Source organism: Chryseobacterium candidae (assembly GCF_004916905.1).
Lineage (GTDB): Bacteria > Bacteroidota > Bacteroidia > Flavobacteriales > Weeksellaceae > Chryseobacterium > Chryseobacterium candidae.
On the sequence record NZ_SDLV01000010.1, the window covers coordinates 119272 to 143973 of the forward strand.

At 35.9% G+C, this 24702-nt stretch carries 23 protein-coding genes and 1 pseudogene; 6 read left to right on the forward strand and 18 right to left on the reverse strand.

Annotated elements, in window-relative coordinates; genetic code table 11:
- Nucleotides 1-205: 205 nt before the first annotated feature.
- The 5 genes from EK417_RS05390 to EK417_RS05410 all read right to left on the reverse strand — a co-directional run bounded on the left by EK417_RS05390 (nucleotide 206) and on the right by EK417_RS05410 (nucleotide 4030).
- Nucleotides 206-1381, reverse strand: coding sequence for an acetyl-CoA C-acyltransferase (locus EK417_RS05390; protein ID WP_136521548.1), 1176 nt, complete (start codon nucleotides 1379-1381; stop codon nucleotides 206-208).
- A gap of 153 nt (nucleotides 1382-1534) precedes the next feature.
- The gene (locus EK417_RS05395) at nucleotides 1535-2035 is read right to left on the reverse strand and encodes an endonuclease V (protein WP_136521549.1); all 501 of its coding nucleotides are present in this window, start codon (nucleotides 2033-2035) and stop codon (nucleotides 1535-1537) included.
- Between the two features lie 9 nt (nucleotides 2036-2044).
- Nucleotides 2045-2407, reverse strand: coding sequence for a VOC family protein (locus EK417_RS05400; RefSeq protein WP_136521550.1), 363 nt, complete (start codon nucleotides 2405-2407; stop codon nucleotides 2045-2047).
- Nucleotides 2404-2853, reverse strand: coding sequence for a GNAT family N-acetyltransferase (locus EK417_RS05405; protein WP_228457890.1), 450 nt, complete (start codon nucleotides 2851-2853; stop codon nucleotides 2404-2406). Before EK417_RS05405 ends, EK417_RS05400 begins: the two co-directional genes overlap by 4 nt.
- Nucleotides 2854-2989: 136 nt before the next feature.
- Entirely contained in the window at nucleotides 2990-4030 is a 1041-nt protein-coding gene (locus EK417_RS05410; RefSeq protein ID WP_136521551.1) for a M28 family metallopeptidase, read from the reverse strand.
- Between the two features lie 161 nt (nucleotides 4031-4191).
- Here EK417_RS05410 and EK417_RS05415 point away from each other — a divergent pair, with 161 nt between their 5' ends.
- Nucleotides 4192-5331, forward strand: coding sequence for an aminotransferase class I/II-fold pyridoxal phosphate-dependent enzyme (locus tag EK417_RS05415; RefSeq protein ID WP_136521552.1), 1140 nt, complete (start codon nucleotides 4192-4194; stop codon nucleotides 5329-5331).
- 133 nt (nucleotides 5332-5464) lie between these two features.
- On the opposite strand, the gene EK417_RS05420 is transcribed toward EK417_RS05415, so the two are convergent.
- Entirely contained in the window at nucleotides 5465-8197 is a 2733-nt protein-coding gene (locus EK417_RS05420; protein ID WP_136521553.1) for a sodium-translocating pyrophosphatase, read from the reverse strand.
- 139 nt (nucleotides 8198-8336) lie between these two features.
- Here EK417_RS05420 and EK417_RS05425 point away from each other — a divergent pair, with 139 nt between their 5' ends.
- Complete coding sequence (locus tag EK417_RS05425; RefSeq protein ID WP_136521554.1) at nucleotides 8337-10058, forward strand: amidohydrolase; 1722 nt, start codon at nucleotides 8337-8339, stop codon at nucleotides 10056-10058.
- An 84-nt stretch (nucleotides 10059-10142) separates the two neighbouring features.
- On the opposite strand, the gene EK417_RS05430 is transcribed toward EK417_RS05425, so the two are convergent.
- The 11 genes from EK417_RS05430 to EK417_RS05480 all read right to left on the reverse strand — a co-directional run bounded on the left by EK417_RS05430 (nucleotide 10143) and on the right by EK417_RS05480 (nucleotide 20219).
- Nucleotides 10143-10754 (reverse strand): inorganic pyrophosphatase, encoded by a 612-nt coding sequence (locus tag EK417_RS05430; protein ID WP_136521555.1) that lies wholly within the window; start codon nucleotides 10752-10754, stop codon nucleotides 10143-10145.
- Between the two features lie 18 nt (nucleotides 10755-10772).
- Nucleotides 10773-11285, reverse strand: coding sequence for a DUF7935 family protein (locus tag EK417_RS05435; protein WP_076597718.1), 513 nt, complete (start codon nucleotides 11283-11285; stop codon nucleotides 10773-10775).
- 24 nt (nucleotides 11286-11309) lie between these two features.
- The gene (locus EK417_RS05440; protein ID WP_136521556.1) at nucleotides 11310-12485 is read right to left on the reverse strand and encodes a hypothetical protein; all 1176 of its coding nucleotides are present in this window, start codon (nucleotides 12483-12485) and stop codon (nucleotides 11310-11312) included.
- 83 nt (nucleotides 12486-12568) lie between these two features.
- Nucleotides 12569-13501 (reverse strand): phytanoyl-CoA dioxygenase family protein, encoded by a 933-nt coding sequence (locus tag EK417_RS05445; RefSeq protein WP_110366025.1) that lies wholly within the window; start codon nucleotides 13499-13501, stop codon nucleotides 12569-12571.
- 73 nt (nucleotides 13502-13574) lie between these two features.
- Nucleotides 13575-14489 carry a hypothetical protein gene (locus EK417_RS05450; protein WP_083688926.1) on the reverse strand — a complete coding sequence of 305 codons (915 nt, stop codon included), beginning with the start codon at nucleotides 14487-14489 and terminating at the stop codon, nucleotides 13575-13577.
- A complete protein-coding gene (gene radC, locus EK417_RS05455) occupies nucleotides 14486-15163 on the reverse strand; it encodes a RadC family protein (RefSeq protein ID WP_076597722.1) in 678 nt (225 codons plus the stop codon). The genes EK417_RS05450 and radC overlap by 4 nt, the downstream gene beginning before the upstream one ends.
- A 28-nt stretch (nucleotides 15164-15191) precedes the next feature.
- Nucleotides 15192-15770: a murein L,D-transpeptidase catalytic domain-containing protein gene (locus EK417_RS05460; RefSeq protein WP_136521557.1), complete on the reverse strand. Its 579-nt coding sequence runs from the start codon at nucleotides 15768-15770 to the stop codon at nucleotides 15192-15194.
- A 16-nt stretch (nucleotides 15771-15786) separates the two neighbouring features.
- Entirely contained in the window at nucleotides 15787-16455 is a 669-nt protein-coding gene (locus EK417_RS05465) for an ABC transporter ATP-binding protein (protein ID WP_076597724.1), read from the reverse strand.
- A 315-nt stretch (nucleotides 16456-16770) separates the two neighbouring features.
- Nucleotides 16771-18363 (reverse strand): dihydrolipoamide acetyltransferase family protein, encoded by a 1593-nt coding sequence (locus EK417_RS05470; protein ID WP_136521558.1) that lies wholly within the window; start codon nucleotides 18361-18363, stop codon nucleotides 16771-16773.
- A 108-nt stretch (nucleotides 18364-18471) separates the two neighbouring features.
- The gene (pdhA, locus tag EK417_RS05475) at nucleotides 18472-19473 is read right to left on the reverse strand and encodes a pyruvate dehydrogenase (acetyl-transferring) E1 component subunit alpha (protein WP_034696713.1); all 1002 of its coding nucleotides are present in this window, start codon (nucleotides 19471-19473) and stop codon (nucleotides 18472-18474) included.
- A 428-nt stretch (nucleotides 19474-19901) separates the two neighbouring features.
- Nucleotides 19902-20219: an NIPSNAP family containing protein gene (locus EK417_RS05480; protein ID WP_228457891.1), complete on the reverse strand. Its 318-nt coding sequence runs from the start codon at nucleotides 20217-20219 to the stop codon at nucleotides 19902-19904.
- Nucleotides 20220-20418: 199 nt separating this feature from the next.
- Between EK417_RS05480 and EK417_RS05485 the strand changes: the two genes are divergently transcribed.
- From EK417_RS05485 to EK417_RS05495, 3 genes are read left to right on the forward strand one after another with little or no spacing between them, the layout of a single operon-like run.
- Nucleotides 20419-21021 (forward strand): phosphatase PAP2 family protein, encoded by a 603-nt coding sequence (locus tag EK417_RS05485; RefSeq protein ID WP_076597726.1) that lies wholly within the window; start codon nucleotides 20419-20421, stop codon nucleotides 21019-21021.
- 8 nt (nucleotides 21022-21029) lie between these two features.
- Nucleotides 21030-21521 carry a BlaI/MecI/CopY family transcriptional regulator gene (locus tag EK417_RS05490; RefSeq protein WP_076597727.1) on the forward strand — a complete coding sequence of 164 codons (492 nt, stop codon included), beginning with the start codon at nucleotides 21030-21032 and terminating at the stop codon, nucleotides 21519-21521.
- Nucleotides 21522-21545: 24 nt separating this feature from the next.
- Complete coding sequence (locus EK417_RS05495) at nucleotides 21546-23330, forward strand: DUF4153 domain-containing protein (protein ID WP_136521559.1); 1785 nt, start codon at nucleotides 21546-21548, stop codon at nucleotides 23328-23330.
- Between the two features lie 152 nt (nucleotides 23331-23482).
- On the opposite strand, the gene rbp is transcribed toward EK417_RS05495, so the two are convergent.
- Entirely contained in the window at nucleotides 23483-23833 is a 351-nt protein-coding gene (gene rbp, locus EK417_RS05500) for an RNA-binding regulator (RefSeq protein ID WP_076594521.1), read from the reverse strand.
- Nucleotides 23834-24214: 381 nt separating this feature from the next.
- Here rbp and EK417_RS21635 point away from each other — a divergent pair.
- A pseudogene (locus tag EK417_RS21635) lies at nucleotides 24215-24615 on the forward strand (DUF6157 family protein).
- The last annotated feature ends 87 nt before the right edge of the window (nucleotides 24616-24702 follow it).

Consider the following 24702-nt stretch of genomic DNA (forward strand, 5'->3'; position numbering starts at 1 on the left):
TATTTAGAATGAATAAAAATAACAACGTAATGATATTTGTCAGTTTAACAAAAATAAAATATTAATAACTCTGATAACTATGTCAAATAATTTGATTTATCCGTAGATAATCAATCTTTTATCAAGAAAAAGCCCTTTCTCAGATTTGATTTTAAGAAAGAGCTATTTAAATGTACTAATTAAATTTCAAGTTATTTAATCCCTTTTAGCCTATATTTTCAATAAGAACTGCAGAAGCACCTCCTCCACCATTGCAGATGGCAGCGACCCCGTACTTTCCTTTTTCCTCACGTAAAACATTCATCAAAGTGGTTATAATTCTTGCTCCTGAAGCTCCGATCGGATGCCCTAATGCCACTGCTCCTCCATATATATTTACTTTGTTTACATCATAGCCAAGGATTTTCTGATTGGATAAAATCACCGAGGAATAGGCTTCATTAATTTCAAAAAAATCAATATCAGAAAGCATAAGGCCTGTTTGCTTCAACAGTTTTTCAATGGCTATGGAAGGTGAAGTGGTAAACCATTCCGGAGATTGTGCGGCATCTGCATAGGCTATTATTCTTGCCAGTGGTTTAAAATTATATTGTTCTACAGCTTCAGACGAAGCTAATAAGACAGCTGCTGCACCATCATTCAGATTGCTTGAATTGGCAGCGGTAAGAGTTCCGTCAGCTTCAAATACAGGTTTCAGAAGGGAAATTTTCTCTGGAATCAGTTTATCGATATCTTCATCTTTATCAACAATTGTAGTTCCTTTTCTGCCTTCAATCGATATTGGGATCAATTCATTTGCAAACTTACCATTTTTAGCAGCTTCCTGCGCTCTATGATAGGAAAAAAGCGCATATTCATCAATCTCCTGTCTGGTAAGTCCGTATTTTTTCACCCCCAGTTCAGCTGCACTTCCCATGTGAAAATCATTGTAAACATCCCATAATCCATCTTTGATCAATCCATCAGTAAGATTCGTATCTCCCAATTTTGTTCCCTGACGGATTTTGACATAATGCGGAACATTGCTCATACTTTCCATTCCTCCCGTCATAACGATATGATCCAGCCCAAGCTGGATCTGCTGAGCCCCAATCATCGCTGATTTCATCCCGGAAGCACAGACTTTGTTAATGGTGGCAGCATCTTTATCCACCGGAATTTCAGCAAAGATCGCCGCCTGTCTCGCTGGTGACTGGCCAAGTCCGGCACTGAGTACATTTCCCATATACACACTGTCGATGTGTTCAGGAGAAAGTCCGGCACTTTCATAAACATTCTTAATGGCAAAAGCTCCCAATTGCGGCGCTGTAAATTCTGACAGACTTCCCATAAAACCACCAACCGGGGTTCGTTTTGCTGCTACTATAAATACTTCTTTCATATAATTTATTTTTACAATATACCGATCGGTATATTTTTAATTAAAAAAAACCTTAATTTTTTATCGTGGAATTACAACAAAGATAATCAAAATATACCAATCGGTATATTTATAAATAAGAAAAAATCTTACTTTTTAGTAAGACTTTATCATTTATGCTCTACTTAGCTGATCAAGTTTTTTTAATAATGCTGGAATTCTGTAAGCACCATGCATCTGTGCAACTTTACAATGAACATCATCTACATTCATCCCTCTGGCAGTCACAAAAAGCGGCGTTTTACTTTCTCCACGCACTACACTTCTCCGCTGTGAATCCGGTGTTGCAAATTCATTTTTTGCAATCCCAACTATAGGATACTTTTCTCCCAGCTCTTCGTAAAGGTGTCCGCCGAGACCAATTTTACCATCATTATCCAGGGTAACATATCCGTCAACAATGATGATATCTTCTGGTTTTAATGTTATTTTTTTCAACAGGCTTACAATGCAGGGCAATTCTCTTTTGTAAAAGGCTCCGCTTTCATATTCCGAACTCACAGGAATCTGTTCTATAAAAGTTTCGACTTCCTTTTCAGAGGTCCAGTCTTCAAATGCAATACACACAGTATTGGCATAATCCTCATAATAGTAGGTATCAAATGCGTAAATCATACTTCTTTCTTAAAAAAACTCACCGAAATGCCACAGTATCCCTGATGGATCATGTAGAAAACATTCTTTCCCCCAATCCATCACTCTTACAGGAGTGAGTCTTACATTTTCATATTTATCCGTAAGTTCCAGAGAAACAAGATCTTTCCAGAATTCATCTGTATTGGCAACTTCCATAAAGATCATGGTATTGTCAATCCAGTCTTTTGTATAGTAATCCTGAAGATAAAAGCCAATTTCTTCACGTATAAACAGGGATAATTTGGATTCCAGAACAACTTCTTCAAATCCCAGATCTCTGTAAAAATTTCTGCTGATCTCAAAGTTTTGTGCTCCAATAAAAGGTCTGATGGATTTTAATTTCGGTATCATACTACTTTATTTTTCCAGTTTTTAAAGGTTATTTCAAACTTGATTTCTCCTTTTCCATGGATTCCCATTTCCTTCCAGCCAGATTTTCTGTAAAAGATTTCAGCTCTTGTTCCAGGTGAAGTACCCAGCCATACGGAATCTTTATTTTGTTCAAAATACCAGTCCAGCATGATATCATGGAGTTTTCTGCCGATTCCGCGGTTTTCAAAATCCGGATGTACAAAGAGTGCCCATATATTATTCCCTTTGAGATCTGCAATGGAAAAACCAACAATCTCATCTTCAATCTCACATACCCACCCTTTTCCTCTTTGAAACAAAAACTCACTACAGTCTTCATCGGTAACCAATCCCGGATCCGACAGTGTATTTTCTTTCACAGAGTTTCTTACCCTCTGTATTTGTGGAATATCTTCTGGTTTTGCTTCCCGGATCATAATTTTCATGGTAATGGTATTATTGTGCAAGGATTTTATCTTCGATAAAATTCAATCCTGCTGAAAACGTCTTTCAATCTATTAACTAACCCTTGTCAAGGTTTAAAACCTTGACAAGGGTAACAATTCCAATAAAAACTGGTGATTATTTTCTGTCAACGACAATCCTTTCTTCTCTGTTGGCAATGTCCCAGGCTGTTGTAAAGATGAGCTGGGTTCTTTTTTCCAACAACTGATAATCAATCTTTTCAGGATCATCTCCCGGTTTGTGATAATCTTCATGAATACCATCAAAGAAAAATGCTACAGGAATATTATGCTTGGCAAAATTATAGTGGTCTGAACGGTAATATAACTGTTCAGGATCATTCAAATCATCGTATTTGTAATTCAGTTCCAGGTTGTTGGTTCTTTTGTTAGCTGCTTCGTTAATTACTTTAAGCTGAGAGCTTAACATTTCAGAACCAATTACATAAACATACTGCTTTCCTCTGTTGGCAGGATCATCACGTCCGATCATATCAATATTAAGATCAACAACGGTATTGGCTAATGGGAAAACAGGATTCTCTGAATAATATTCTGAACCAAACAGACCGTGCTCCTCCCCGGTAACATGTAAAAAAAGAATTGATCTTTTAGGTCCTTTTCCTGCTTTTTTAGCCTGCTGGAATGCTTTGGCTATTTCCATTACAGCTACAGTTCCACTCCCGTCATCGTCTGCCCCATTGTATACGACTCCATTTTTTGTTCCTACGTGATCATAATGCGCAGAAACTACTACAATCTCATCCGGTTTTTCACTTCCTTCAATAAAAGCTAAAATATTTTCAGAATCCGGAAGATTTCTTCCTCCTCTTTTCTTCATGAATTCAGACGGTACTTTCTGATAATAAGAGCCTAATGCTTTAGGAGCTGCAATACCCAGGTTTTTATAATAATTAGTCATATACTCACCCGCTTTTTTCTGTCCTTTGCTTCCGGTATCACGCCCTTCCATATCGTCTGCTGCAATAACGTACAGGTTTTTCTTTAAATCCTCTGCATTAATCTCTTTATAGGCGTTGTTAAATGCTTTGTTATGTTTTGTTGAAACAGGATGCGAAGCATTCCCGTCAGATATTTTTGCCGTTCCACAACTGATCACTACAGCCATTGCGAATAACGGAATAAGTATTTTTCTCATAAAGAATAAATTTCTTAAAAATAACAATTTTTATTGAATCCCAGCATCAATAATCAATAGAACAAAATAATATGCCGTTCATTATAAATCTAACAATACACAGTTCTTAAATATGATTTTGATATTAAAATTTTATTATATTTGATTAGAATACAAAATATATGGATGAAATTTACGGATTTACTCACTACTCTTTTTTTACGGACATGTCAGAACTGGCAATCAGACACGGAAGCTTTGATCTTTCTTTGGGACTTCCCGATTTTGATATTGATGAGCGCCTGAAAATATTTTTAAAAGAAGCTGCAGAAAATAGTACTCATCATTATGAACCTCTTGCAGGAAATCCTCTTCTGAGGGAAAGCATTATCCGTTTCAATGCAAAAAGAACCCATGCAATTTCTCTTACAACCAAAGAAATCACCATTATTCCGTGTGCAACCTTTGGTTTATATACTTCCCTCAAATCTATTCTTAATCAAGGTGATGAAGTTATCGTTATTCAGCCTTCTTATTATACGTATGGGCCTGCTGTTGTTATGAATGGAGGAATTCCTGTTTATTATGATCTTGATGGCGACTTTACAATCCAATGGGATCTGTTCAAAAAATGTATAACTAAAAAGACAAAAGCCATCATTGTTAATTCTCCACAGAATCCAACCGGAAAAGTATGGAAGAGAGAAGACTGGAATCAGCTTTATGAACTGATTAAAGATCACGATATTTATTTAATTTCTGAAGAAATCTATGATACTTATTGTTATGATGAAACTGAACATTACAGTTCTTTCATCCATCGTGAACTCAGGGAAAAGACTTTCTGTATTTTTTCTTTTGGTAAAATGTTTCATACTTCCGGCTGGAAAGTGAGTTATATGCTCGCTTCTGAAAGTTTAACCACAAGATTTCAATGTCATCAGCAGTATATTTCTTACAGTGCGAATGCTCCGGCACAATATGCTATCGCAAAATATCTCGATATATTCAATCCGGATATCAATAAAAAACTCATGCAAAGGAAAAGAGATATTTTTAATGAAATGATTAAAGAAACACCTTTTCTGATTGAACAACCAGCCGAAGGAAGTGTTTTTCAGGTGGTAAATTTCAGAAATATTTCTAAAAGCATGACGGATGTAGAATTTTCGAAATGGCTTACTATTGAGAAGAAGGTTTCCTGCCTTCCGCTTTCTGCTTTCTATAATTCAAGGCAAAATTCTGATTATGTAAGGTTTAGTTTTGCTAAAAAAGATGAATTGATTATTCAGGCACTGGAACATTTAAAAAGGAATCTTTGATGTTTCCCACAGACCGCACAGATTTTTACAGATAATGGTGGATATTTTTTGCATGTTTATATTTTTATGATTTGAATAGATCCGAAAAAAGCACCGCCGGAGCGATGCTTTTCTAGTATATTTTATATTGATTTTAGAGAGCCAATACTCTTACGTCAATTCTTCTGTTTTTTGCTTTACATTCGTCAGTATCATTAGCTTCACATACCGGATGCTGTGATCCATATCCTTCAGCTTCTATTCTGTCTGATGCAATCCCCAGCTCAAGAAGTTTGAGTTTGGCTGTCTGCGCTCTCAGATTGGATAATTTAAGATTACTATCCTCATTACCACTGTTGTCTGTATATCCGCCCAATTTTATTTTCAGATCCGGATAAGCATTTAAAATTTCTGACAAAGTATTCAATTGAAGTGCAGATTCTGCTTTCAGGTCGCTGGAACCGGTTTCAAAATAAAGGTTTTCAATAGTGTACCATTTATCAGGATCTAAAATCGATTTATCATTTTGTTTCACCATCGTATAAAGTTGGTAAAGCTGGCTTCCATCGCCTATGGCAATCGTTTTTCCTCCGTCCAGTTTTATTTTCTGAATATTTCCTGTTTCATACACAAAGTCTCCGTTTTCATTAAGATGTCCTTTAATTTCTCCCGGAACTACTGCAATTATTTTGGTATCAGCACCTACACCTGTTGCAGCGGTAGTTATCCCTGTAAGACTTTCAATTTTTGCTTTTCTGTTGGCCTCAATTTTATCTTTATGTAAAACAGCCAAAGTAGGTGCAATAACAAGAGAAACGATGGACATTAGTTTGATCAGGATATTCATAGACGGCCCTGATGTATCTTTAAAAGGATCTCCTACTGTATCTCCTGTTACGGATGCTTTATGAGGTTCCGAACCTTTGTAATAAGTCTGTCCATTGATATCAACTCCTTTTTCAAAAGATTTTTTGGCGTTATCCCAGGCACCTCCTGCGTTGTTCTGGAACATTCCCATTAACACACCACATACCGTAGCACCAGCCAGAAATCCTCCTAATACTTCAGGGCCGAAAATAAATCCGATTAATAAAGGGGAAACAATCGCAATCGCACCGGGCAGCATCATTTTTCTGATGGAAGCATCGGTAGAAATGGCAACGCATTTTTCATATTCAGGCTGTGCTTTCCCTTCCAGAATTCCGGGAATTTCGCGGAACTGCCTTCTTACTTCTTCTACCATCGCCATTGCAGCCTGTCCCACTGCGGTAATTGCCAGTGATGAAAAGATAAATGGTATCATTCCGCCCACAAAAAGTCCGGCAAGAACGTCTGCTCTGTAAATATCAATACCATCAATACCTGCAATTCCTACAAAAGCTGCAAATAAAGCCAATGCCGTTAAAGCAGCTGAAGCAATGGCAAATCCTTTTCCGGTAGCTGCGGTTGTATTTCCTACAGCATCCAGAATATCTGTTTTCTCACGTACTTCTTTGGGAAGTTCACTCATTTCGGCGATACCTCCTGCGTTATCTGCAATAGGCCCAAAAGCATCAATGGCAAGCTGCATGGCTGTAGTAGCCATCATTCCTGCTGCTGCAATAGCTACTCCGTAAAGTCCGGCGCACAGATAAGAACCATAAATTCCTCCTGCCAGTACAATAATCGGAAGTAAGGTAGATTCCATCCCAACGGAAAGTCCGCCGATAATATTGGTTGCATGCCCTGTAGAAGACTGTCTCACAATACTGGAAACCGGTCTTTTCCCCATAGCAGTGTAATATTCTGTAATAATACTCATTAAGGTTCCTACCACTAATCCAACCATTATCGCTCCGAATACCCCCATTTTCGTAAATTCATGTCCTCTTAGAACCATTTTTTCAGGAAGGATATAAGTTACCAGGAAATAGGAAGCAATGGCAGTAATTACAATACTTCCCCAGTTTCCAAGATTTAATGCATTCTGTACGCTGGAAGTGGATGAACCTTCATTGTCATTAATTTTTACAAATAAAGTTCCGATCATTGAAAATATAATTCCTGTTCCTGCAATCAGCATAGGTAAAAGAATTGGGGCAAAACCTCCGAAGGCATCATCAGAAATAGTTTCTCTGCCCAATACCATGGTGGCCAGAACTGTTGCTACGTAAGAACCAAAAAGGTCAGCTCCCATTCCCGCAACATCTCCTACGTTATCTCCTACGTTATCTGCAATGGTAGCAGGATTTCGGGGATCATCTTCAGGAATTCCGGCTTCTACTTTTCCCACAAGGTCTGCACCTACGTCTGCTGCTTTTGTATAGATACCACCTCCTACTCTTGCAAAAAGAGCAATAGATTCAGCTCCAAGAGAAAATCCGGTAAGAATTTCAATTGTTCTTTCCATTTCGTGGGAATCTACTGTGGCTTCAGGGGCAAAAATCTGTTTAATAATAAGAAACAAAGCTCCCAAACCTAAAACAGCAAGCCCAGCTACTCCCATTCCCATCACAGAACCTCCGGTAAAAGATACTTTAAGGGCATTTGAGAGTGAAGTTCTTGCTGCTTCTGCCGTCCTCACATTGGCTTTGGTAGCTATTTTCATCCCGATAAAGCCTGCACATGCTGAGAACACAGCTCCTACCACGAAAGCAAGCCCGATACTCCAGTGTGAATTGGCATTCGTTGATCCCATTACTGCTAACAGAATGGCGACGACTACCACAAAGTACATTAAGATTTTGTATTCAGCCTTTAGAAAAGCCATTGCACCGTCTGCAATATGACCGCTGATTGTTTTCATTTTTTCATTTCCGGCATTCTGTTTATTAACCCAGTTGCTCTGAAGAAATGTATAAAGCAAAGCTATGACACCAAAAACTGGCACTAACATAAATAGATCCATAGTTTATTATTTTATATTAAAAAATTGAGATTAGTCTTATAAATATAATGAAATTATAAACACATAATAAAATTCACTAATAATAATCTATTATTTTGTAAATTTGTTTCTCACCATGATTTGAATTAATTATTTATTTATGAAAAAGATACTATATACTCTTCTTTTATCTGCAGGCATAAGCAGCTGTCATAATAAGATACCTCATGAAAAAGCTGAGATACTCTATTTTGGAGGTCCTATTATTACAATGGAAGATTCTTCTCCCCAGGTTGAAGCTGTAGCCGTTAAAGATGGTAAAATACTTTTTGCCGGAACAAAATCGGATGCAGAGCGTTTCTCAGAGCCAGCCACCAAAATGATTAATCTCAATGGAAAAACCCTTCTTCCGGGGTTTATAGATGTTCATGGACATCTTACTTCAAGAGCCGGGATGATGGATGCTGTAGACCTATCTCCGGAACCTTATGGCACAGTGAATTCAATTAAAGATTTACAGACTACGATTAAGAAATTCATTAAAGACAATACAAGTACAGATCAACAGCCGGTTATCGGAAATGGGTATGATGATGCGATTATGGCGGAACACCGTCATCCTACCAAAACGGAACTGGATGACATTAGCAAAACCAATCCTATTATTGTTATTCATGCCTCAGGTCATGCCAGTGTAGCAAACAGTGCAATGCTGCAACTTCTGGGAATAACAGATGCATCAAAAGATCCTGAAGGAGGACACATCGGCAGGGATAAAAAGACAGGAAAACTGAATGGAAAATTAGAAGAGAATGCGAGTTTCACCGCTTTATTGACCTTAATGGAAAAAATGAATAAAGGCAAAGATACTCATGCTCATGCCATAAAAAATCTGATGAAAGCCCAGGATGAATGGCTCAGCTACGGACAGACTACTATTTGTGATGGGAGAACTATGGGAGAAAGTGTTGCTTTATTAGAAAAAGCAGCGTCCCAACATCTTTTTAAAGCCGATATCGTTTACTTTCCCGATTATGAGTATTTCAAAAAGGATTTAAGCCGTTTCAAACCGAAGTATATGAAATATGAAAATCACTTGAAACTGGCAGGGTTTAAATTTTCTGATGATGGTTCTCCACAAGGTAAAACGGCGTGGCTTACCCAGCCTTATTTAGTGCCACCTGAAGGCCAGTCTAAAGATTACAAAGGATTTCCCATCTTCACGGATGAAATTTTATATAACGATCTGAAAATACTTTTTCAAAATCATATCACCGCACAGCTTCATGTGAACGGAGATGCCGCAATTGATCAGGCTATACGCGTTATTGAAAGATTAAAAGATGAAAATATTTACAAACCGGAATTGCGTGCAACATTAATTCATGTACAAAACAGCCGCCCCGATCATATTCAAAAGATAAAAGAATTGGGTGTAATTCCTTCTTACTTTTCTACTCATGCGTATTTATGGGGAGACTGGCATTATTCAAGTGTTTTTGGCCCTGAAAGAGCTGCTTTTATAAGTCCGGCCAACTCAGCATTAAAAACAGGAATTACGTTTACCATTCATCATGATGCCCCGGTTACACCACCAGACCTGATTACTGCTGTATACGCAGCAGTGAATAGAAAGACGCGTTCAGGAATGATTTTAGGATCCAATGAAAGGATCACTCCCATAGAAGCTTTAAAAGCAATTACCATTAATGGAGCATATCAATTGCAGGAAGAAGACAGAAAAGGTTCTATTAAAGCAGGTAAAATAGCTGACTTTGTTATTCTGGATCAGAATCCTTTAACGATAAGTCCTGAAAATCTCAGAAACATTAAGGTTCTTGAAACTATAAAAGAAGGAAATTCAGTATACAAAAGAAACTAATTCTATTGATATATCACAAAATATTCACAAAGAAAAAGCAGATGAAAATTCATCTGCTTTTTTGTATGCCTTGGGAAAACAATCTTATCCTCCGAATTTTTCTGCGTAATCAGCCTGAGAAGCTTTGATCACTTTTCTTGCGTGCTCAGCTCCGTAAACTTCCTGGATTCTGCATTTTGCAGGCTCATCCGGTAAGTTTTTATACGTCAGGAAGTAGTGCATTAATCTTCTCACTTCAGCTTCCGGTAATTCAGAAATATCTCTGAAATGTCCGAAAGCGTGGTCATTGATCATTACGGCAACAATTTTATCATCCGCTTCACCTCCGTCTATCATTTTGAAACCACCAATTGGAATAGCTTCCATCAATAAACCTCCTGCGTGGATATTGTGAGAACTTAAAACACAGATATCAAGCGGGTCATGATCTCCCATTGTTACATCATCAGCTCCGGCCTCTATAGCAAGTTTCATAACTTCATTGTGGCAGTAAGTTCTTGGAACAAAACCATATAAAGCAGGGATAATGTTAGAAAATTTCTGTGGCCTGTCTACCTTCAAATATCCTGTTTCTTTATCTACTTCATATTTAATAGTATCTGAAGGAACAATTTCCACAAATACGTTTACAACATTTGGCGCATCTTCTCCTGCAGAAATTCCGTGCCATGGATGTGCTTTAAAATTTGGAATCATTATTTATCTGTTATTTTTTTAAGTTATTATTAAAATTTCTTTTCTTAAATCTTCAATAGTTTCAGCAATATAATCGTTGCTTTCCATATAGTTCATGATGAAAATCGTTTTGAACTCATCCAGCTGAACATCTCCTTTCAATCCGTCATACGTTTTATGAAGCAGTTCTATAATGGCATTCTTTGAGTCTACAATGTTCTTCCATGAGTTTTTTGTGATGTATAACTGCTGTGAAGAGTTATACTCAAATTCTTCATTGATTGCCTTTTCCGTAAGGAAAATAAATTCATGAACAGCCAGTTCTCTGTCAAATCTCTGTATAAGGTTTGACGGTTTCATTCTATCCAGAAATAGTGTCATTCTTTCATAAGAATGTGCTTTGTTCTCTGAATTTGATTTCACAGTGAGTAGTTTGATTTCCTGGTTCTTAAGAGTAATGTATGAATGTACAAATTGTCTAAGCAAAACCAGAAAAGGAATTGCAATAATCAATGCAAATGCATAGGGTAAATATCCTGAGAGACTCGTCATAATTTTAGACTGCAAAATTACTAATTATTTTCCGTCTTCTAAAGAGTTTTTAAAGATATCCACTTTAGAAATTTGTATATACACCAATGCAAGGATAATTAAAAGATAAAAGCCAAGCATCATCCTGTTTACCAGAGACGGAAAAACCAAAAATCTCAACATAACAGTTCCATAAATAATCGCAAAAAACAAGATCTGGGCCTGGCTTTTTTTATTATAAAATGAAAAACGATCAGCCAAAATAATCACGATAAAAATCAATAAGACTGGAAAATAGGAAGAGTTGAATTCCAACATTATATTGCCTTTAATAAAGTGAATATAATCTGCAAAGGAAAACGGATCAGGCTGTGAAACAGGATAGATCTGAACTTTGGTAAACTGATTCATAAAAAGTGCAGACCATGAAACCTGATTAAAAAACTGTATTAAAAAGAAGGAAAGAAACAGATAGCCATATGATATCAATAATGGAGCTGTTTTAACCTGAAGTCTGTTTCTGTAAAAATAAATAAGAGCATACATGAATGAATAAAGAATGAAATATTCCGGTCTTGTGAATACACACAGCATGGCCAATATGCCTGCGAAAAAGAAATTTTTTCTTATTAAAAATACATAAAAGCTCAGAAGAAGCAACAGACATGATAAAGAATCTGCAGAAACATGTCGGGCCGACTCTGGCAAAGGCTTGAACAGTGAAATTAAAACAGTAAGGATGAAGGCAAGAGGATAATTTCTAAGAATTTTTATCAAAAAGCTGAAAATCAGAATCAGAATCAATGCATAAGAGATAACTGAAATCAGGGATATAGAGGCAGAAGCACTGAAACCCATTTTAAAGAATGACCAGCTGATAAAGTTATAAAAGGGTTTCACCACAAAAAGCTGCAGCTCTTCTTCATAAGCTTTAGGATTTTGCGAGATAATTTTATAATAAGTACTTTCGCCTTCTGCAACTTCTTTCACCATCGGATCTACAGGACCTAATCCTGCAAAATCGGGATTCTTTTCCCTCAGTTCTTCATAAACCTTCTGATGAATTTCTTCAATTTTCATTTCAGGATATTCCGTTTTATAGATCAGTCCCATATAGGCTTCCATATCAGTGTTGTAATAATGGTGGGTATACAGGTAGTATGACATGGCGCATACATACATTGAAAATATAAAAACAAGAATATTCTTCTTTTTTTCCATACACTGATATTAAAAATACAAATGTAAAAAAACTATCCTGTAAATGTGCTTATGGAAAGTTTTTATAAAGAAGGTTCTTCCCATTAAAGTTCAAAAAGAGCGGGTCTTTGTGTTACTTCATGATAGCAAACACTATTTTCATCGAAGAAGTGGTATACAAGACTTTTTCTCGTTCTGTTTTTATCTGTGTGAGGTTCTCCACCATGAAGAATATTGGCATGCCAGATTAATAAATCCCCTTTTTTGGCTTTAAAAATTTCTTTTTTTAATCCTAATTCTTTTACTTTTTCCTCAAGAAAGGTTTCATACGCTCTGTAGCTTTTCTTTCCTATTTTCAGGGCTGTGCCTTCATTATCGTAATCAGAATTCAGGAAGTAAGGAAGTTTGTGGCTTTTAGGAATATAATGAAGCGCTCCGTTACTCTCATCTACATCTTCCAGGGCTATCCATACTCCCAACAATCCACCTAACGGATAAGTAGTCATGTGAATACTGTCAGAATGGGTTTTCTGCTGACTTCCGTTAATGAAATTGATACTTTGGAAAAGTTTGGATTTTCCGTCAAGCAAAACAGATAAAAAGTCTAACAGTTCTTTATCACTTCCAATATTTTTAATGATTTCTGAATGATGAATCGCAAACATCAGTTTTCCTCCGTAAATAAATTTCAAAGTCCCGTCCTCCATCAGTTTATCAATTTCAGTATTGATTTGATCCGCCGTTTCCGGAGTGAGGAAATTTCTCAGAATCATATAACCATTCTCATCGTACTGAAGAGCACTTTCTTTATTCTCTTCAGAAAGCTTCCTAAAAAAAGGAGTTTCCCTAAGTTTTGTATCATCTAGCGTTCTTTCCCTGGACGGAAGATGAGCAAAATCTTTACTCGAAATACTTGAAAAATAGTTCTTTTTGATTCCATATTTTTTATACAATGGAATATTGTGCTTTAATTTGTCCCTTTTAAACAAGTTATAAAGCATGTATGATAATTTGTACTGACGAATCTTTTGTAACATAACTGTTTTACTAAGTATTTTATAAAGTTACGGAATATTACTTAATTAGAACCAATCTAAACAATGCTTTTCATCATAAAAAAGGCTTTCCTCTCAACATAAGATATCCTAACTTTTTGAAAAGATTTTTTTTTGAATTCTCAATAATTCCGTAAGGTCTTAATTCGGGACGGAATCCTCGGAAAAACTCTTCAATGTTTGGCAGATCTCCTCCTTCAAAATCAAAAATATGAGTTTCAATATTTTCTTTAATAACATGATCAATCAATACAGATGCTCCTGATAATTTCACATAATCTTTATCATTGAAATTCCCTAAAAGCGCTACCATATTGCCGTCCGAATAAGTGGCAATCACATTAACAATCTTATGCTTATAGTAAAAAGCTGTAAATTTCAGGTAACTTAGCTTATAAAAATTTTCAAAAATCCTCATGAATTCAAAAAGATCATGGTCTTTGTTCATTCCTATCGTATTGGATTCAATAAAAGCTTTTGCTTTTTCATAAGAAATCGTTTTGATTTCGGATTCTTTTAAAACAACTTCATCTAACCGAAGTTTTCGCTTTCTTTTGGGCGAATATCTCGAATATACTTTCTCATAAGCCTCAGGATATAACAAAAAGTTCTTCTTGATTCTGATCTTTGTACGAAGCTGATTGACATCGTTAAAAGAATATGCCCTGATCATATAATTTTTTTCCAGATATTCTAAAAAAGCCTCATTAAGATCCACATTATCTTTGGCGGAAAAAACACCAAGCTGCTGACAAAGCTTAGGATTGTGTACAATTTTCATCCCGTATTTCCTTACAAAAGGGACAGGCATTACTGCTTCGTAATCTTTATAAACAAGAATTTCCCAGGGCATTGTAGAAGTAGTATCTAAAAAATGTTTTGCAGCAGAATATTTTCTCTGTTCGGAATTTTCTAAACATTGAGCATATTTTGCAAAATCAATTTCATGGTATTTCAATCTTCTAATCATAATAATCCTGCGTCCGAGAAACTAAAATAAGAATCCTGCGTGACAATAATATGGTCTAAAAGCTGAATACTTAATGTATTTCCAGCTTCTTTTATTTTCTGTGTGATATTAATATCTTCCCTGCTTGGCTTTAAACTCCCGGAAGGATGATTGTGGGCAATGATAATGCCTGTTGAAAAATGATCCAATGCGCCTTTGTAAAGGGTTCTTACATCCACAATAGACTGGCTGATACCTCCCTGTGTGAGTTGGGAAACATGAATCACTTTATTACTGTTATTAAGGAAAATTGCCCAGAATTCTTCTGTTCTCAGATCAGAAAGCTGGTTTCTAAGAACTGCATAAGCATCATGGCTATTCCCAATGATTGTTTTTTCCGGAATTTCCTGCAAAGCCCTTCTTTTTCCGATTTCTAAAGCAGAAATAATTGAAATGGCTTTTGATTCTCCGATGCCTTTAAATTTCATCAGATCTTTGGCAGAAAGTAAGCTTAACTCATGCCAGCTATTATTGACAGAAGTTAAAATTTTTCTTGCCAATTCCAAAGCGTCTTCCTCCCTATTCCCACTTCCCATAATAATTGCCAGGAGTTCAGAATCAGAAAGTGAGCTTTTGCCCTTCTGCAAAAACTTTTCTCTCGGTCTGTCATCTTCGGCTAGGAGTTTTATGGCCATGGAAAAAATTATAGATGAATATTATCAATTAATAGAAAGCATATAAAATGACAGGTTTTGTAGAACTATCAATATATTTTGCTGTTTCTTTAAGTGCATTTACTGAAAGCATCGGACATCCCAAACTGAGACATTCGGGAGCCCGGGATTCTACATCCGGAATACATCCATAAGAATGAAGAACTATTGCTCTTTGCATGGCATTGCTATTGGTAGCATCCAGCCCTGCCAGGCGGTAAGCTTTACCAAACTTTCCTACATAGCTTTCTCCAATAGCATATTTTCCAAGAGATGATTGATAAGAGCCTTCAACATTGCTGAATCTCAAAGCATCCGACTTGGGAATAACAGAACCTGAACCATGAGAAACTACAGCCTTCTGTAGAATTGTATTATTTTTCAGATTATAAATAAAATAACGATACTTTCCAGAGGGAATTTTAAAGTTGATAAAAACAGCCAATTCCTGATTGTACTCTTTTCCTTTAATATAATTTTTAATCTCCAAAATCCTTGTCTGAGGAACACCCAATGGGTTCAACTGCTGAGATTCAGCCTTTGAACAGGAAATTACAATTAAAAGAAGAAAAATAAAGTATTTCATCATCTGGTATGGTATACTGCTACTCTATAATCATTCCGTCTTTCATAACGAGCTTACGGTCTGTTATCTCTGCAAGATTCGGGTTATGCGTTACAATCACAAAAGTTTGGTTGTATTTATCTCTAAGATCAAAAAACAATCGGTGAAGATCATCTGCATTTTTAGAATCCAGGTTACCTGTAGGCTCATCTGCAAAAATGATTTTCGGTGAGTTGATTAAAGCTCTGGCTACAGCTACCCTTTGCGCCTCTCCACCTGAAAGCTGGTTGGGTTTATGGTTCAGTCTCTGTTCAATCTTCAGATCTTCAAATAAAGCATAAGCCTTTTCAAGAGCTTCTCTTTCATTGGCTCCTGCTATTTTAGTCGGAAGCAAGACATTTTCCAGCGCAGTAAACTCCGGAAGAAGCTGGTGAAACTGAAATACAAACCCTATATTCTGATTTCTGAATTTCGACAGCTGCTTATCATTCATATTAATAAATGATTCTCCCGCTATTTCAATCTCAGTATCATATTTGTTTGACTGGGTTGGATGATCCAAAGTTCCTAAAATCTGCAGCAACGTAGACTTACCTGCCCCCGATTCTCCTACGATAGAAACCACCTCGCCCATTTTGATGTGAATATCAACACCTTTCAGTACTTCTAAATTCCCATAAGATTTATGGATATTTCTTGCTTTAATCATGATTCAAAAATAGTGAATTGCCTGCAAATAAAAAACCGCTTTTTGAAGCCGTTTATATTTTATTTCAGTTTTACGGTTATTAGATTTTCTTAATCCATTTATATCAGACTTTTTCTTTAATTTTTTAATTATTTCCGGGAAATTTTTATGTAAAATTTATACAAAAAGTAATGCTTTCTCTTTTCAGAATTTCACTTTTCTAAACCTGTAAGGTTTTTGAAACCTTATAGATTTAACTAGAGATCTGTATTTTAATTTTAAAAAAACAAAAAAACCTCCCGATTTGGGAGGTTTTATTATCTTCACTTCAGAAAATTACAGTAACAATGTTAATGGACTTTCTAAATAGGTTCTTAATGTCTGTAAGAATTGAGCACCTGTAGCACCGTCTACTACTCTGTGATCACACGCTAATGAAAGTTTCATGGTGTTTCCAACTACAATCTGGCCATCTTTAACGATTGGCTTCTCAATAATTGCCCCTACTGAAAGAATTGCAGAGTTAGGCTGGTTGATGATACTTGTAAATGTCTCGATTCCGAACATTCCTAAGTTAGAAATAGAGAATGTAGATCCTTCCATTTCATTAGCTTTAAGACCTTTACTCTTAGCTCTTGAAGCCATATCTTTTACGGATGCAGAAATCTGAGTATACGTCATCTGATCTGTATTTTTCAATACAGGAACCACCAATCCGTCCGGAATAGCTACCGCTACACCAATGTTGATATTTCCTCTGTGGATGATCTTATCTCCTGCCCAGCTTGAATTTACCTGAGGATGTTTTCTTAAAGCAATTGCAGTTGCTTTAATAATCATATCATTGAAAGAGATCTTAGTATCAGGTAAAGAATTGATTTCTTTTCTTGCTTCAATTGCTTTATCCATATTGATCTCCACCATCAGATAATAGTGAGGTGCAGAGAATTTACTTTCAGAAAGACGTTTTGCAATAATATTTCTTACCTGTGAGTTTGGAGTCTCCGTATCTTCACCCTGTACAAAGCTTACTGCAACAGGAGCAGCAGTTGCCGCAGGAGCTGAAGCAGCCGGTTTTGCAGCTGGCTGATAATTTTCAATATCTTTTTTAACGATTCTTCCGTTTTCACCAGATCCCTGAACACTGTTGATATCAACGCCTTTATCCTGAGCCATTTTCTTAGCCAGTGGAGAGATTGCTACTCTGTCAGAAGATGAAGAGTTCGCAACCGGAGCCGCTTTTTCTTCTGTTTTAGCTTCTGTTTTTTGTTCAGCTGGTTTTTCAGTGGACTGACCGGCAGCTTTTGGAGCTCCTACAGCGGAAACATCTGTTCCTGCAGGGCCAATGATTGCTAATACGGAATCCACCGGAGCAGCCCCTCCTTCTTCTACACCCTGCTTCAATAATACTCCATTGAATTCAGATTCGAAATCCTGTACCGCTTTATCTGTTTCGATCTCAGCAAGAAGATCTCCTTCTTTTACTGTATCACCTACATTTTTGTGCCATTTAGCTACCTTACCTTCTGTCATTGTATCAGAAAGTCTTGGCATGGTAATAATTTCTACTCCTGCCGGAACTTCTGCAGCAGGTTCAGCAGTTTCTGCTTTAGGCTGTTCTTCTGATTTTTTTTCTTCAGTTCCAGCACTGGGAGCAGCAGCTCCACCTGTTAATCCTGAAATATCTTCTCCTTCATTCCCGATAATAGCTAAAACGGAGTCTACAGCAGCAGCAGCTCCTTCTTCTACACCTACGTATAAAAGGGTACCTTCTATTTCAGATTCGAAATCCTGAACTGCTTTATCAGTTTCAATTTCAGCTAAAATATCTCCTTCTTTTACTTTATCTCCTACTTTTTTATGCCATTTTGCCACCTTACCTTCCGTCATCGTGTCAGACAGGCGGGGCATCGTAATTACTTCTGCCATAATTTATTTTAATTTGAAAATTTAGCAATCTGAAAATTTGAAAATTAAAAAAGGACATCATCTATCACATTTTCAAATTCTCAAATTGTCAAATTAACTCATTATCTTTTAGTTTTCTAATTTGTCTAGGAATGGATAGTCTTCCTGAGCATATACATACTCATAGATTTTTTCTGCATCCGGATACGGAGAGTTTTCCATAAATTCGATACACTCTTCAACAAAGTCTCTGGACTTGTTATCCATCACTTCCAATTCTGCTTCTGTAGCCCATCCGTTTTCTAAAATTCTATGTTTTATCAATTCGATTGGGTCATCATTTTTATGAAGAGCTACTTCTTCTTTAGATCTGTATGGCTCAGCATCAGACATAGAGTGTCCTCTGTAACGGTAAGTTCTTGCTTCAATGAAAGTAGGTCCATCTCCTCTTCTTGCTCTTTCAATAGCTTCGTAGGCAGCTTCCGCTACTTTTTCAGGATCCATTGCATCTACAGCAAGGCAAGGCATTTCGTATCCTAATCCTAATTTATAGATATCTTCGTGGTTGGCAGTTCTTTTTACAGAAGTTCCCATTGCATATTGGTTGTTTTCCACAACAAATACCACAGGAAGTTTCCAGTTCATTGCCATATTGAAAGTTTCGTGTAAAGAACCTTGTCTTGCAGCACCATCTCCAAAGAAACAGATATTCACTGCTTTTCTGTCGAAATATTTATCTGCAAAAGCAATACCTGCACCTAATGGAATTTGTCCTCCAACGATACCATGCCCTCCGTAAAAACGGTGCTCTTTACTGAAAATGTGCATAGATCCACCCATACCTCCGGAAGTTCCGGTAGCTTTACCACAAAGTTCAGCCATGATTCTTTTAGGGTCTACTCCCATAGCCATTGGATGGATGTGACATCTGTAAGCAGTAATCATACTATCCTTTGTAAGATCCATTGCATGTGTAAAGCCGGCAGGGATAGCTTCCTGACCGTTATACAAATGTAAAAATCCTCTGATCTTTTGTTTTAGGTAAAGAGAACGGCATTTGTCTTCAAACCTTCTCCACATTGTCATATCTTCATACCACTTCAGGTATACCTCTTTAGAAAATTCTTTCATGTGTTAGCTCTTGCTTTTTTATGATGAAATAGTTGAGCAAAATTATGAAAAAAACTTTGTTTTTATTCTATACATACATAACTTTTCGATTTTTCTGTAAAATCTATTTGCGGGCTGTATGGATTATTCTTAATTTCCGACCCCTTGGAAGGATGAAAAAGCAGCATTTTATTCTTTGCCTTCCTCCCGCGATCTACTAGGGATCAGCCTATCCATAGGGCTTTGCCGAAATAACAGTTGATTCGGAGATATTTGAATTTATTACATTTTGTTCTTCTATTTCACTCCTCTTTAATTATTGTTAATATATATTTTGGTTATTTCAACAGCTTCTTTTCCGGAGTAAAACCTGTAAGTTTCAGGATTCTGTCTTCAATTTCATTGACGAAATAACCATATTGCCTTGCAGTTCGGGCTTTCATTTCCTTTCATTCTTTATCTGCCATAAATCCTTCCCATGAAATTGTCATTGCATGTTCATCTTTCCATTCAAGCAGGCAGACAAATTCTGTCTTTTCCTGAAACTCCGATTCCCGGATCGCTACAATCGTAAATCCATATTTTTTCATTATTCTCAACGCATGATCCCTGAAGCGGTCATGGAATACCTGTTTGTTTTCCTTCGGAATTTCATATATTCTTAATTGATGGATAGGTTGTAGCGTAGAAATATTTTCCTTGGAATCTTTTTGACCCAAAGTAAAGTATCCTAAGATTAACATTGATAAAGTGAACAGATGTTTCATGATAATGATGATTAAAACAGATCAATTAAAATTAAACATTTACTTCAAAATTTAATATTAATTAAAAAAAATGAAAAAGTCTAACTCACTAAAACCTACTGATAATGAATTATTTTCTGAATTCACCCATCCATTTCAACCGCATTTTCCTCCTTGTTTTTTGAGGTTATAATGGTATATTTGATTTTTAAACTAAATTATGGAAGAAAAGCAGTCTTCATTCTTACACAACATTTCAAAAGTCATTTCTGATTTTTTTAATCCTTTAGTTTCTCTGATTATTTTTTTTGTATACATGAGCCTCAGGGAATATTCTCTGAAAGATTCTATTCTTTATTTTCTGCCTGTATTATTAATGATTATCATTCCTGTAGTTATATGGCTGGTATGGAATGTAAAAACGGGAAGATATACCAATATGGATGTTTCCAACCGTGTCCAAAGGAAGACCTTATATATATTTATTGCAGTCTGTGTGATCGCCTACCTTCTTTTTAATTACATCAGAAACGGATATATTGATCTTGTCATGCTGTTTATTTTAGTCCTTCTTTTCGCACTTCAGATCAGCAATCTTTTTATCAAAAGCTCGATGCATACTGCCTTCAATGTATTTGTGGCAGCACTCTTTTTCTCCCTGGAATGGAAAATGGGTCTGGTGTGGCTGGGAATCGCTATTTTGGTTGGAATCACCCGTGTTATATTAAAAAGACATACCGTAAAAGAAGTATTTATGGGGGCTGGAATAGCTTTTCTGGTATCTTTTATCTATCTTTATTGCAATATTCAATTTCAACATTAGAATACTTTATGAAAATAAATCATCTTACTGCCGCAGAAGAAAACTTTATGAAGCTGTTTTGGAAAATGGAATCTTTCTATCTGAAGGATGTTATGGAGCAGCATACTGAACCGAAACCACATCAGAATACGGTTTCCACTTATTTGAAAATATTAGTTGAAAAAGGCTATCTATCTACTGTAAAAGAAGGAAGAATCTTTAAATACAGCGTGCTTGTTCCTTTAGAAGAGTATAAAAAATTTCTGTTAAAAGAGCTTTCCCATAACTTTTTTAATAATTCCGGGAAGGAAATTCTTGAGCTTTTATTAAGCGAAAAATTAATCTCCCAGGAAGATATGAAGGGTTATTTTGATCTTAAAATCGAAATAAAGCCGGCCAAGATTGAAGAACCTAAGTTTGAGTTTGCTGAAGAAATCTTAAGTCCGAAAAAAGAGAAGAAAACCAAGGGAAAGGAAAAAGAAAAAGACAGGGACAAAAAGAAAAAAAAGAAAAAAGATTAATCCCAATCCTAAAAACACCAAATCATGAAAACAAAATTCCAGGAAACTCTAAACCGGGCCAATGAAGTCATTTTCCGATATCCTATGGTTTTGGTAATGGCTTTATTAGCTTCTGTTGCCGTCATCTGCATTGTGGAAATCGAACGCAGTGAAATTACTTCTTATATTAAATTCATCATTTGTTCCTGTCTTGGAATTTCTCTGATGTTTGCATTAAAAATGTTGTCCCAGAGAATCGGGAAAGAGTTACTGCTGCAGGTATCCGGTATAATTTTCCTTATAGTTTTTTATTGTATTCTCCCCGATAAAAAAAACAATTTTACAGAAGTTTATGCTTATACCATCGCTGTTACTGCCCTTCTATCCCACTTACTGGTATCATTTGTTCCTTTTCTGGAGAAAGACAGGGAACTCAGATTCTGGCAGTACAACAAAAATCTTTTTATCAATATCTTTCTCACCGTAATATTTACAGGAGTTCTGACTGGCGGTGTGGAATTAGCAATCTTAGCGGTTGATAAACTTTTTGACTTTAACTTCCACGACAGAATTTACAGAGATACCTTCTTTGTTCTCGCTATTTTTGGAAGCAGTTTTATTTTCCTTTTATTTAATGATAAAGGATTAAATAACCTTGAAAAAGATGGCACCTACCCTGTTGTTTTAAAGTTTTTCACTCAGTTCATTCTAATTCCGTTACTTCTTATCTATGTAACGATTCTGTATTTCTATTCTGTTAAAATACTGATCAACTGGCAGCTTCCCAGAGGCTGGGTTTCTTACCTTGTTTTAGCTTACAGCATTGTTGGCATTCTTGCATTACTTCTGGTTCATCCGTTGAAAGAAGAAAATGCAAAATCTTGGGTGAGAATATTCTCAAAAGCATTTTATTACACAATTGCTCCTTTGATCATTCTGCTTTTCACTGCTATTTTTACCAGAATTTTAGAGTATGGTTATACAGAACCAAGGTATTTCGTTCTCCTTCTTGCTTTATGGCTGTTAATCATTGTTGTTTATTTTATTTTCAACAAAAAAGCTACGATAAAGTTCATCCCTGTCAGCTTATTTTTATTTGGAGTTTTTGCATTAATTTTCCCTTACCTTAATGCATTCAGTGTAGCTAAGAGAAGTCAGAAAACAGAATTAATGAATATTTTAAACCAGTATCAGCTAATGAGTGCCGGCAAGATTAACTTTCAGCAAAAAGTTACAGATACCGTCCGTAATGAAATTGCTGATAAATTTGAGTTTCTGGCCGAAAGAAAGCAAAGTAAATTTCTATCATCGCTGCTAAATGAAAAAGATCAGGCTGAATTAGATGATAATATTAAAAACGGCACATTTTATAATATCAATTATAATATTCAGAACAAATTTTCGGAGGTAGATGTCACTGTAAAAAACAGAGCATATGAAATGAACAGACTCGTTCTTGTTCGTGAAGAACAGGCCGTAGAACTCGGGAATTATCAATATTTGATTTCTTTCCATAGGTATAGCAGAGAGACCCAAAAACTAAATAATGACCAGTTTGAACTGACAGACGAACTGACAGAAAAATCCTCATTGAAACTTAATTTAAATTCTCAGGAAGAAATAGATTTCGGACCACAGATTATCAAGCTATTTGAGAAAAATAAAGACAAAACCGGAACCGTAAAAGTGCCGGAAATAGCAATGGAATCTGATGTAGGCAAATATCATGTTAAAATTATTTTCAGTGAAATTACGCGGGAGAAATATTCTGAAGATGATGTTCCCAGCATTTATTATGAAAATGTTTATATATTGCTAAGATTGAAGTAAATGATATCAATTATACGAGACTGCTCTTCTTGGGCAGCCTCGTATAATCTGTATAGGAATGCTATTCTATTAATACTCTCTGTTGCTCTCAACAGTGATTCGCAGAAGAATAAATTCCATAAAAAAAGCGGCTTAAAAGCCGCTTCATATTTTTACCAACGATTTCCGCCTCCGCCACGGTTGTTACCATAGCCTCCGCCTCTATTGTTGTTGTTACCATAACCTCCACCTCTGTTGTTATCAAAGCTTCTTCTTGGCTTTTCTTCTCTTGGCTTAGCTTCAGATACATTTAGAGCTTTTCCGTTGAATTCTTTCTGGTTAAGAGATTCAATAGCTTGCTTTCCTTCTTCATCACCCATTTCTACGAAACCGAAACCTCTGGAACGACCAGTTTCTCTGTCTGTAACGATTTTAGCTGATGATACATCCCCAAATTCTGCGAATAGATCGTGCAACTCATACTCTTTAGTTGCGTAATTGATGTTTGAAACAAAAATGTTCATTTTAAATAAATTAAAAAATTAATAAAAATTTGGTATATAAAAGAAAAACAACATAAATTAATGAACAAATATTGATTCCAAATATAAACGTATGCAAGATACAATTAAAAATTTCAAATCAAAGCTTTTTTTAAATATTTCTTACATTATGTTTAATCTAAAAATAAAACAAGCACATAAAACAAAATAAAACCTCTGAAAATCAAACACTTAAATAAAAACATATTTAATCATAAAGTTAGTTAAAGGTTTAAAAACAAATGCCAATACTGAGCACTCAAAATCAAGTTACTAAGATACACATCATTCTATTTATCAACTTCCTTGCCCCCCTATTCTACTTAACATTTAAAATGCTAAAACAAAAATATAAAACCATACATCACCAATTATACTAACACACTCATTGAAATTACCGAAGACTGCTCTGTTTTCCAGGCACAGGTTCATCCTGAAAAGAAAGAAAAAACACTCGCCAATCTACCATATGAGAAACTTATAAAAGTTCCTATCAATGTTCATCCGATCATCTAATTTTTAAATGCTATGCTATTAAAAATGAAATTTCAGACAACGAAAAAGAGAATGAAAGACAAAAGTTCTTTTCTAAGGGCCAACGCTGCCTCAGATGTTCTCCTTTAGCGAAAAAGTATGGATTGGGATTCCATCATAATCCGGAATGAAAAGTAACGATGATTGCCATAGAAAGTAAAGAATATCAAACACTGCTGAATGATTCTTCTATAACAAAAACGAAAGCCACGCGCTCCAAAAGAAAATGATTGAGAAAATGAATGATTCTTTTCAGATCAATAAATACTATTCTTTTGAAAAGATCAGCTTTTAACACTAAATTTGTGCTGCAAATT

Bases quoted from the DNA above. Each gene is read 5' to 3' on its own strand.
- EK417_RS05390 (WP_136521548.1), bottom strand. From the start codon at position 1,381: ATGAAAGAAGTATTTATAGTAGCAGCAAAACGAACCCCGGTTGGTGGT.
- EK417_RS05395 (WP_136521549.1), bottom strand. From the start codon at position 2,035: ATGATTTACGCATTTGATACCTACTATTATGAGGATTATGCCAATACT.
- EK417_RS05400 (WP_136521550.1), bottom strand. From the start codon at position 2,407: ATGATACCGAAATTAAAATCCATCAGACCTTTTATTGGAGCACAAAAC.
- EK417_RS05405 (WP_228457890.1), bottom strand. From the start codon at position 2,853: ATGAAAATTATGATCCGGGAAGCAAAACCAGAAGATATTCCACAAATA.
- EK417_RS05410 (WP_136521551.1), bottom strand. From the start codon at position 4,030: ATGAGAAAAATACTTATTCCGTTATTCGCAATGGCTGTAGTGATCAGT.
- EK417_RS05415 (WP_136521552.1), top strand. From the start codon at position 4,192: ATGGATGAAATTTACGGATTTACTCACTACTCTTTTTTTACGGACATG.
- EK417_RS05420 (WP_136521553.1), bottom strand. From the start codon at position 8,197: ATGGATCTATTTATGTTAGTGCCAGTTTTTGGTGTCATAGCTTTGCTT.
- EK417_RS05425 (WP_136521554.1), top strand. From the start codon at position 8,337: ATGAAAAAGATACTATATACTCTTCTTTTATCTGCAGGCATAAGCAGC.
- EK417_RS05430 (WP_136521555.1), bottom strand. From the start codon at position 10,754: ATGATTCCAAATTTTAAAGCACATCCATGGCACGGAATTTCTGCAGGA.
- EK417_RS05435 (WP_076597718.1), bottom strand. From the start codon at position 11,285: ATGACGAGTCTCTCAGGATATTTACCCTATGCATTTGCATTGATTATT.
- EK417_RS05440 (WP_136521556.1), bottom strand. From the start codon at position 12,485: ATGGAAAAAAAGAAGAATATTCTTGTTTTTATATTTTCAATGTATGTA.
- EK417_RS05445 (WP_110366025.1), bottom strand. From the start codon at position 13,501: ATGTTACAAAAGATTCGTCAGTACAAATTATCATACATGCTTTATAAC.
- EK417_RS05450 (WP_083688926.1), bottom strand. From the start codon at position 14,489: ATGATTAGAAGATTGAAATACCATGAAATTGATTTTGCAAAATATGCT.
- radC (WP_076597722.1), bottom strand. From the start codon at position 15,163: ATGGCCATAAAACTCCTAGCCGAAGATGACAGACCGAGAGAAAAGTTT.
- EK417_RS05460 (WP_136521557.1), bottom strand. From the start codon at position 15,770: ATGATGAAATACTTTATTTTTCTTCTTTTAATTGTAATTTCCTGTTCA.
- EK417_RS05465 (WP_076597724.1), bottom strand. From the start codon at position 16,455: ATGATTAAAGCAAGAAATATCCATAAATCTTATGGGAATTTAGAAGTA.
- EK417_RS05470 (WP_136521558.1), bottom strand. From the start codon at position 18,363: ATGGCAGAAGTAATTACGATGCCCCGCCTGTCTGACACGATGACGGAA.
- pdhA (WP_034696713.1), bottom strand. From the start codon at position 19,473: ATGAAAGAATTTTCTAAAGAGGTATACCTGAAGTGGTATGAAGATATG.
- EK417_RS05480 (WP_228457891.1), bottom strand. From the start codon at position 20,219: ATGAAACATCTGTTCACTTTATCAATGTTAATCTTAGGATACTTTACT.
- EK417_RS05485 (WP_076597726.1), top strand. From the start codon at position 20,419: ATGGAAGAAAAGCAGTCTTCATTCTTACACAACATTTCAAAAGTCATT.
- EK417_RS05490 (WP_076597727.1), top strand. From the start codon at position 21,030: ATGAAAATAAATCATCTTACTGCCGCAGAAGAAAACTTTATGAAGCTG.
- EK417_RS05495 (WP_136521559.1), top strand. From the start codon at position 21,546: ATGAAAACAAAATTCCAGGAAACTCTAAACCGGGCCAATGAAGTCATT.
- rbp (WP_076594521.1), bottom strand. From the start codon at position 23,833: ATGAACATTTTTGTTTCAAACATCAATTACGCAACTAAAGAGTATGAG.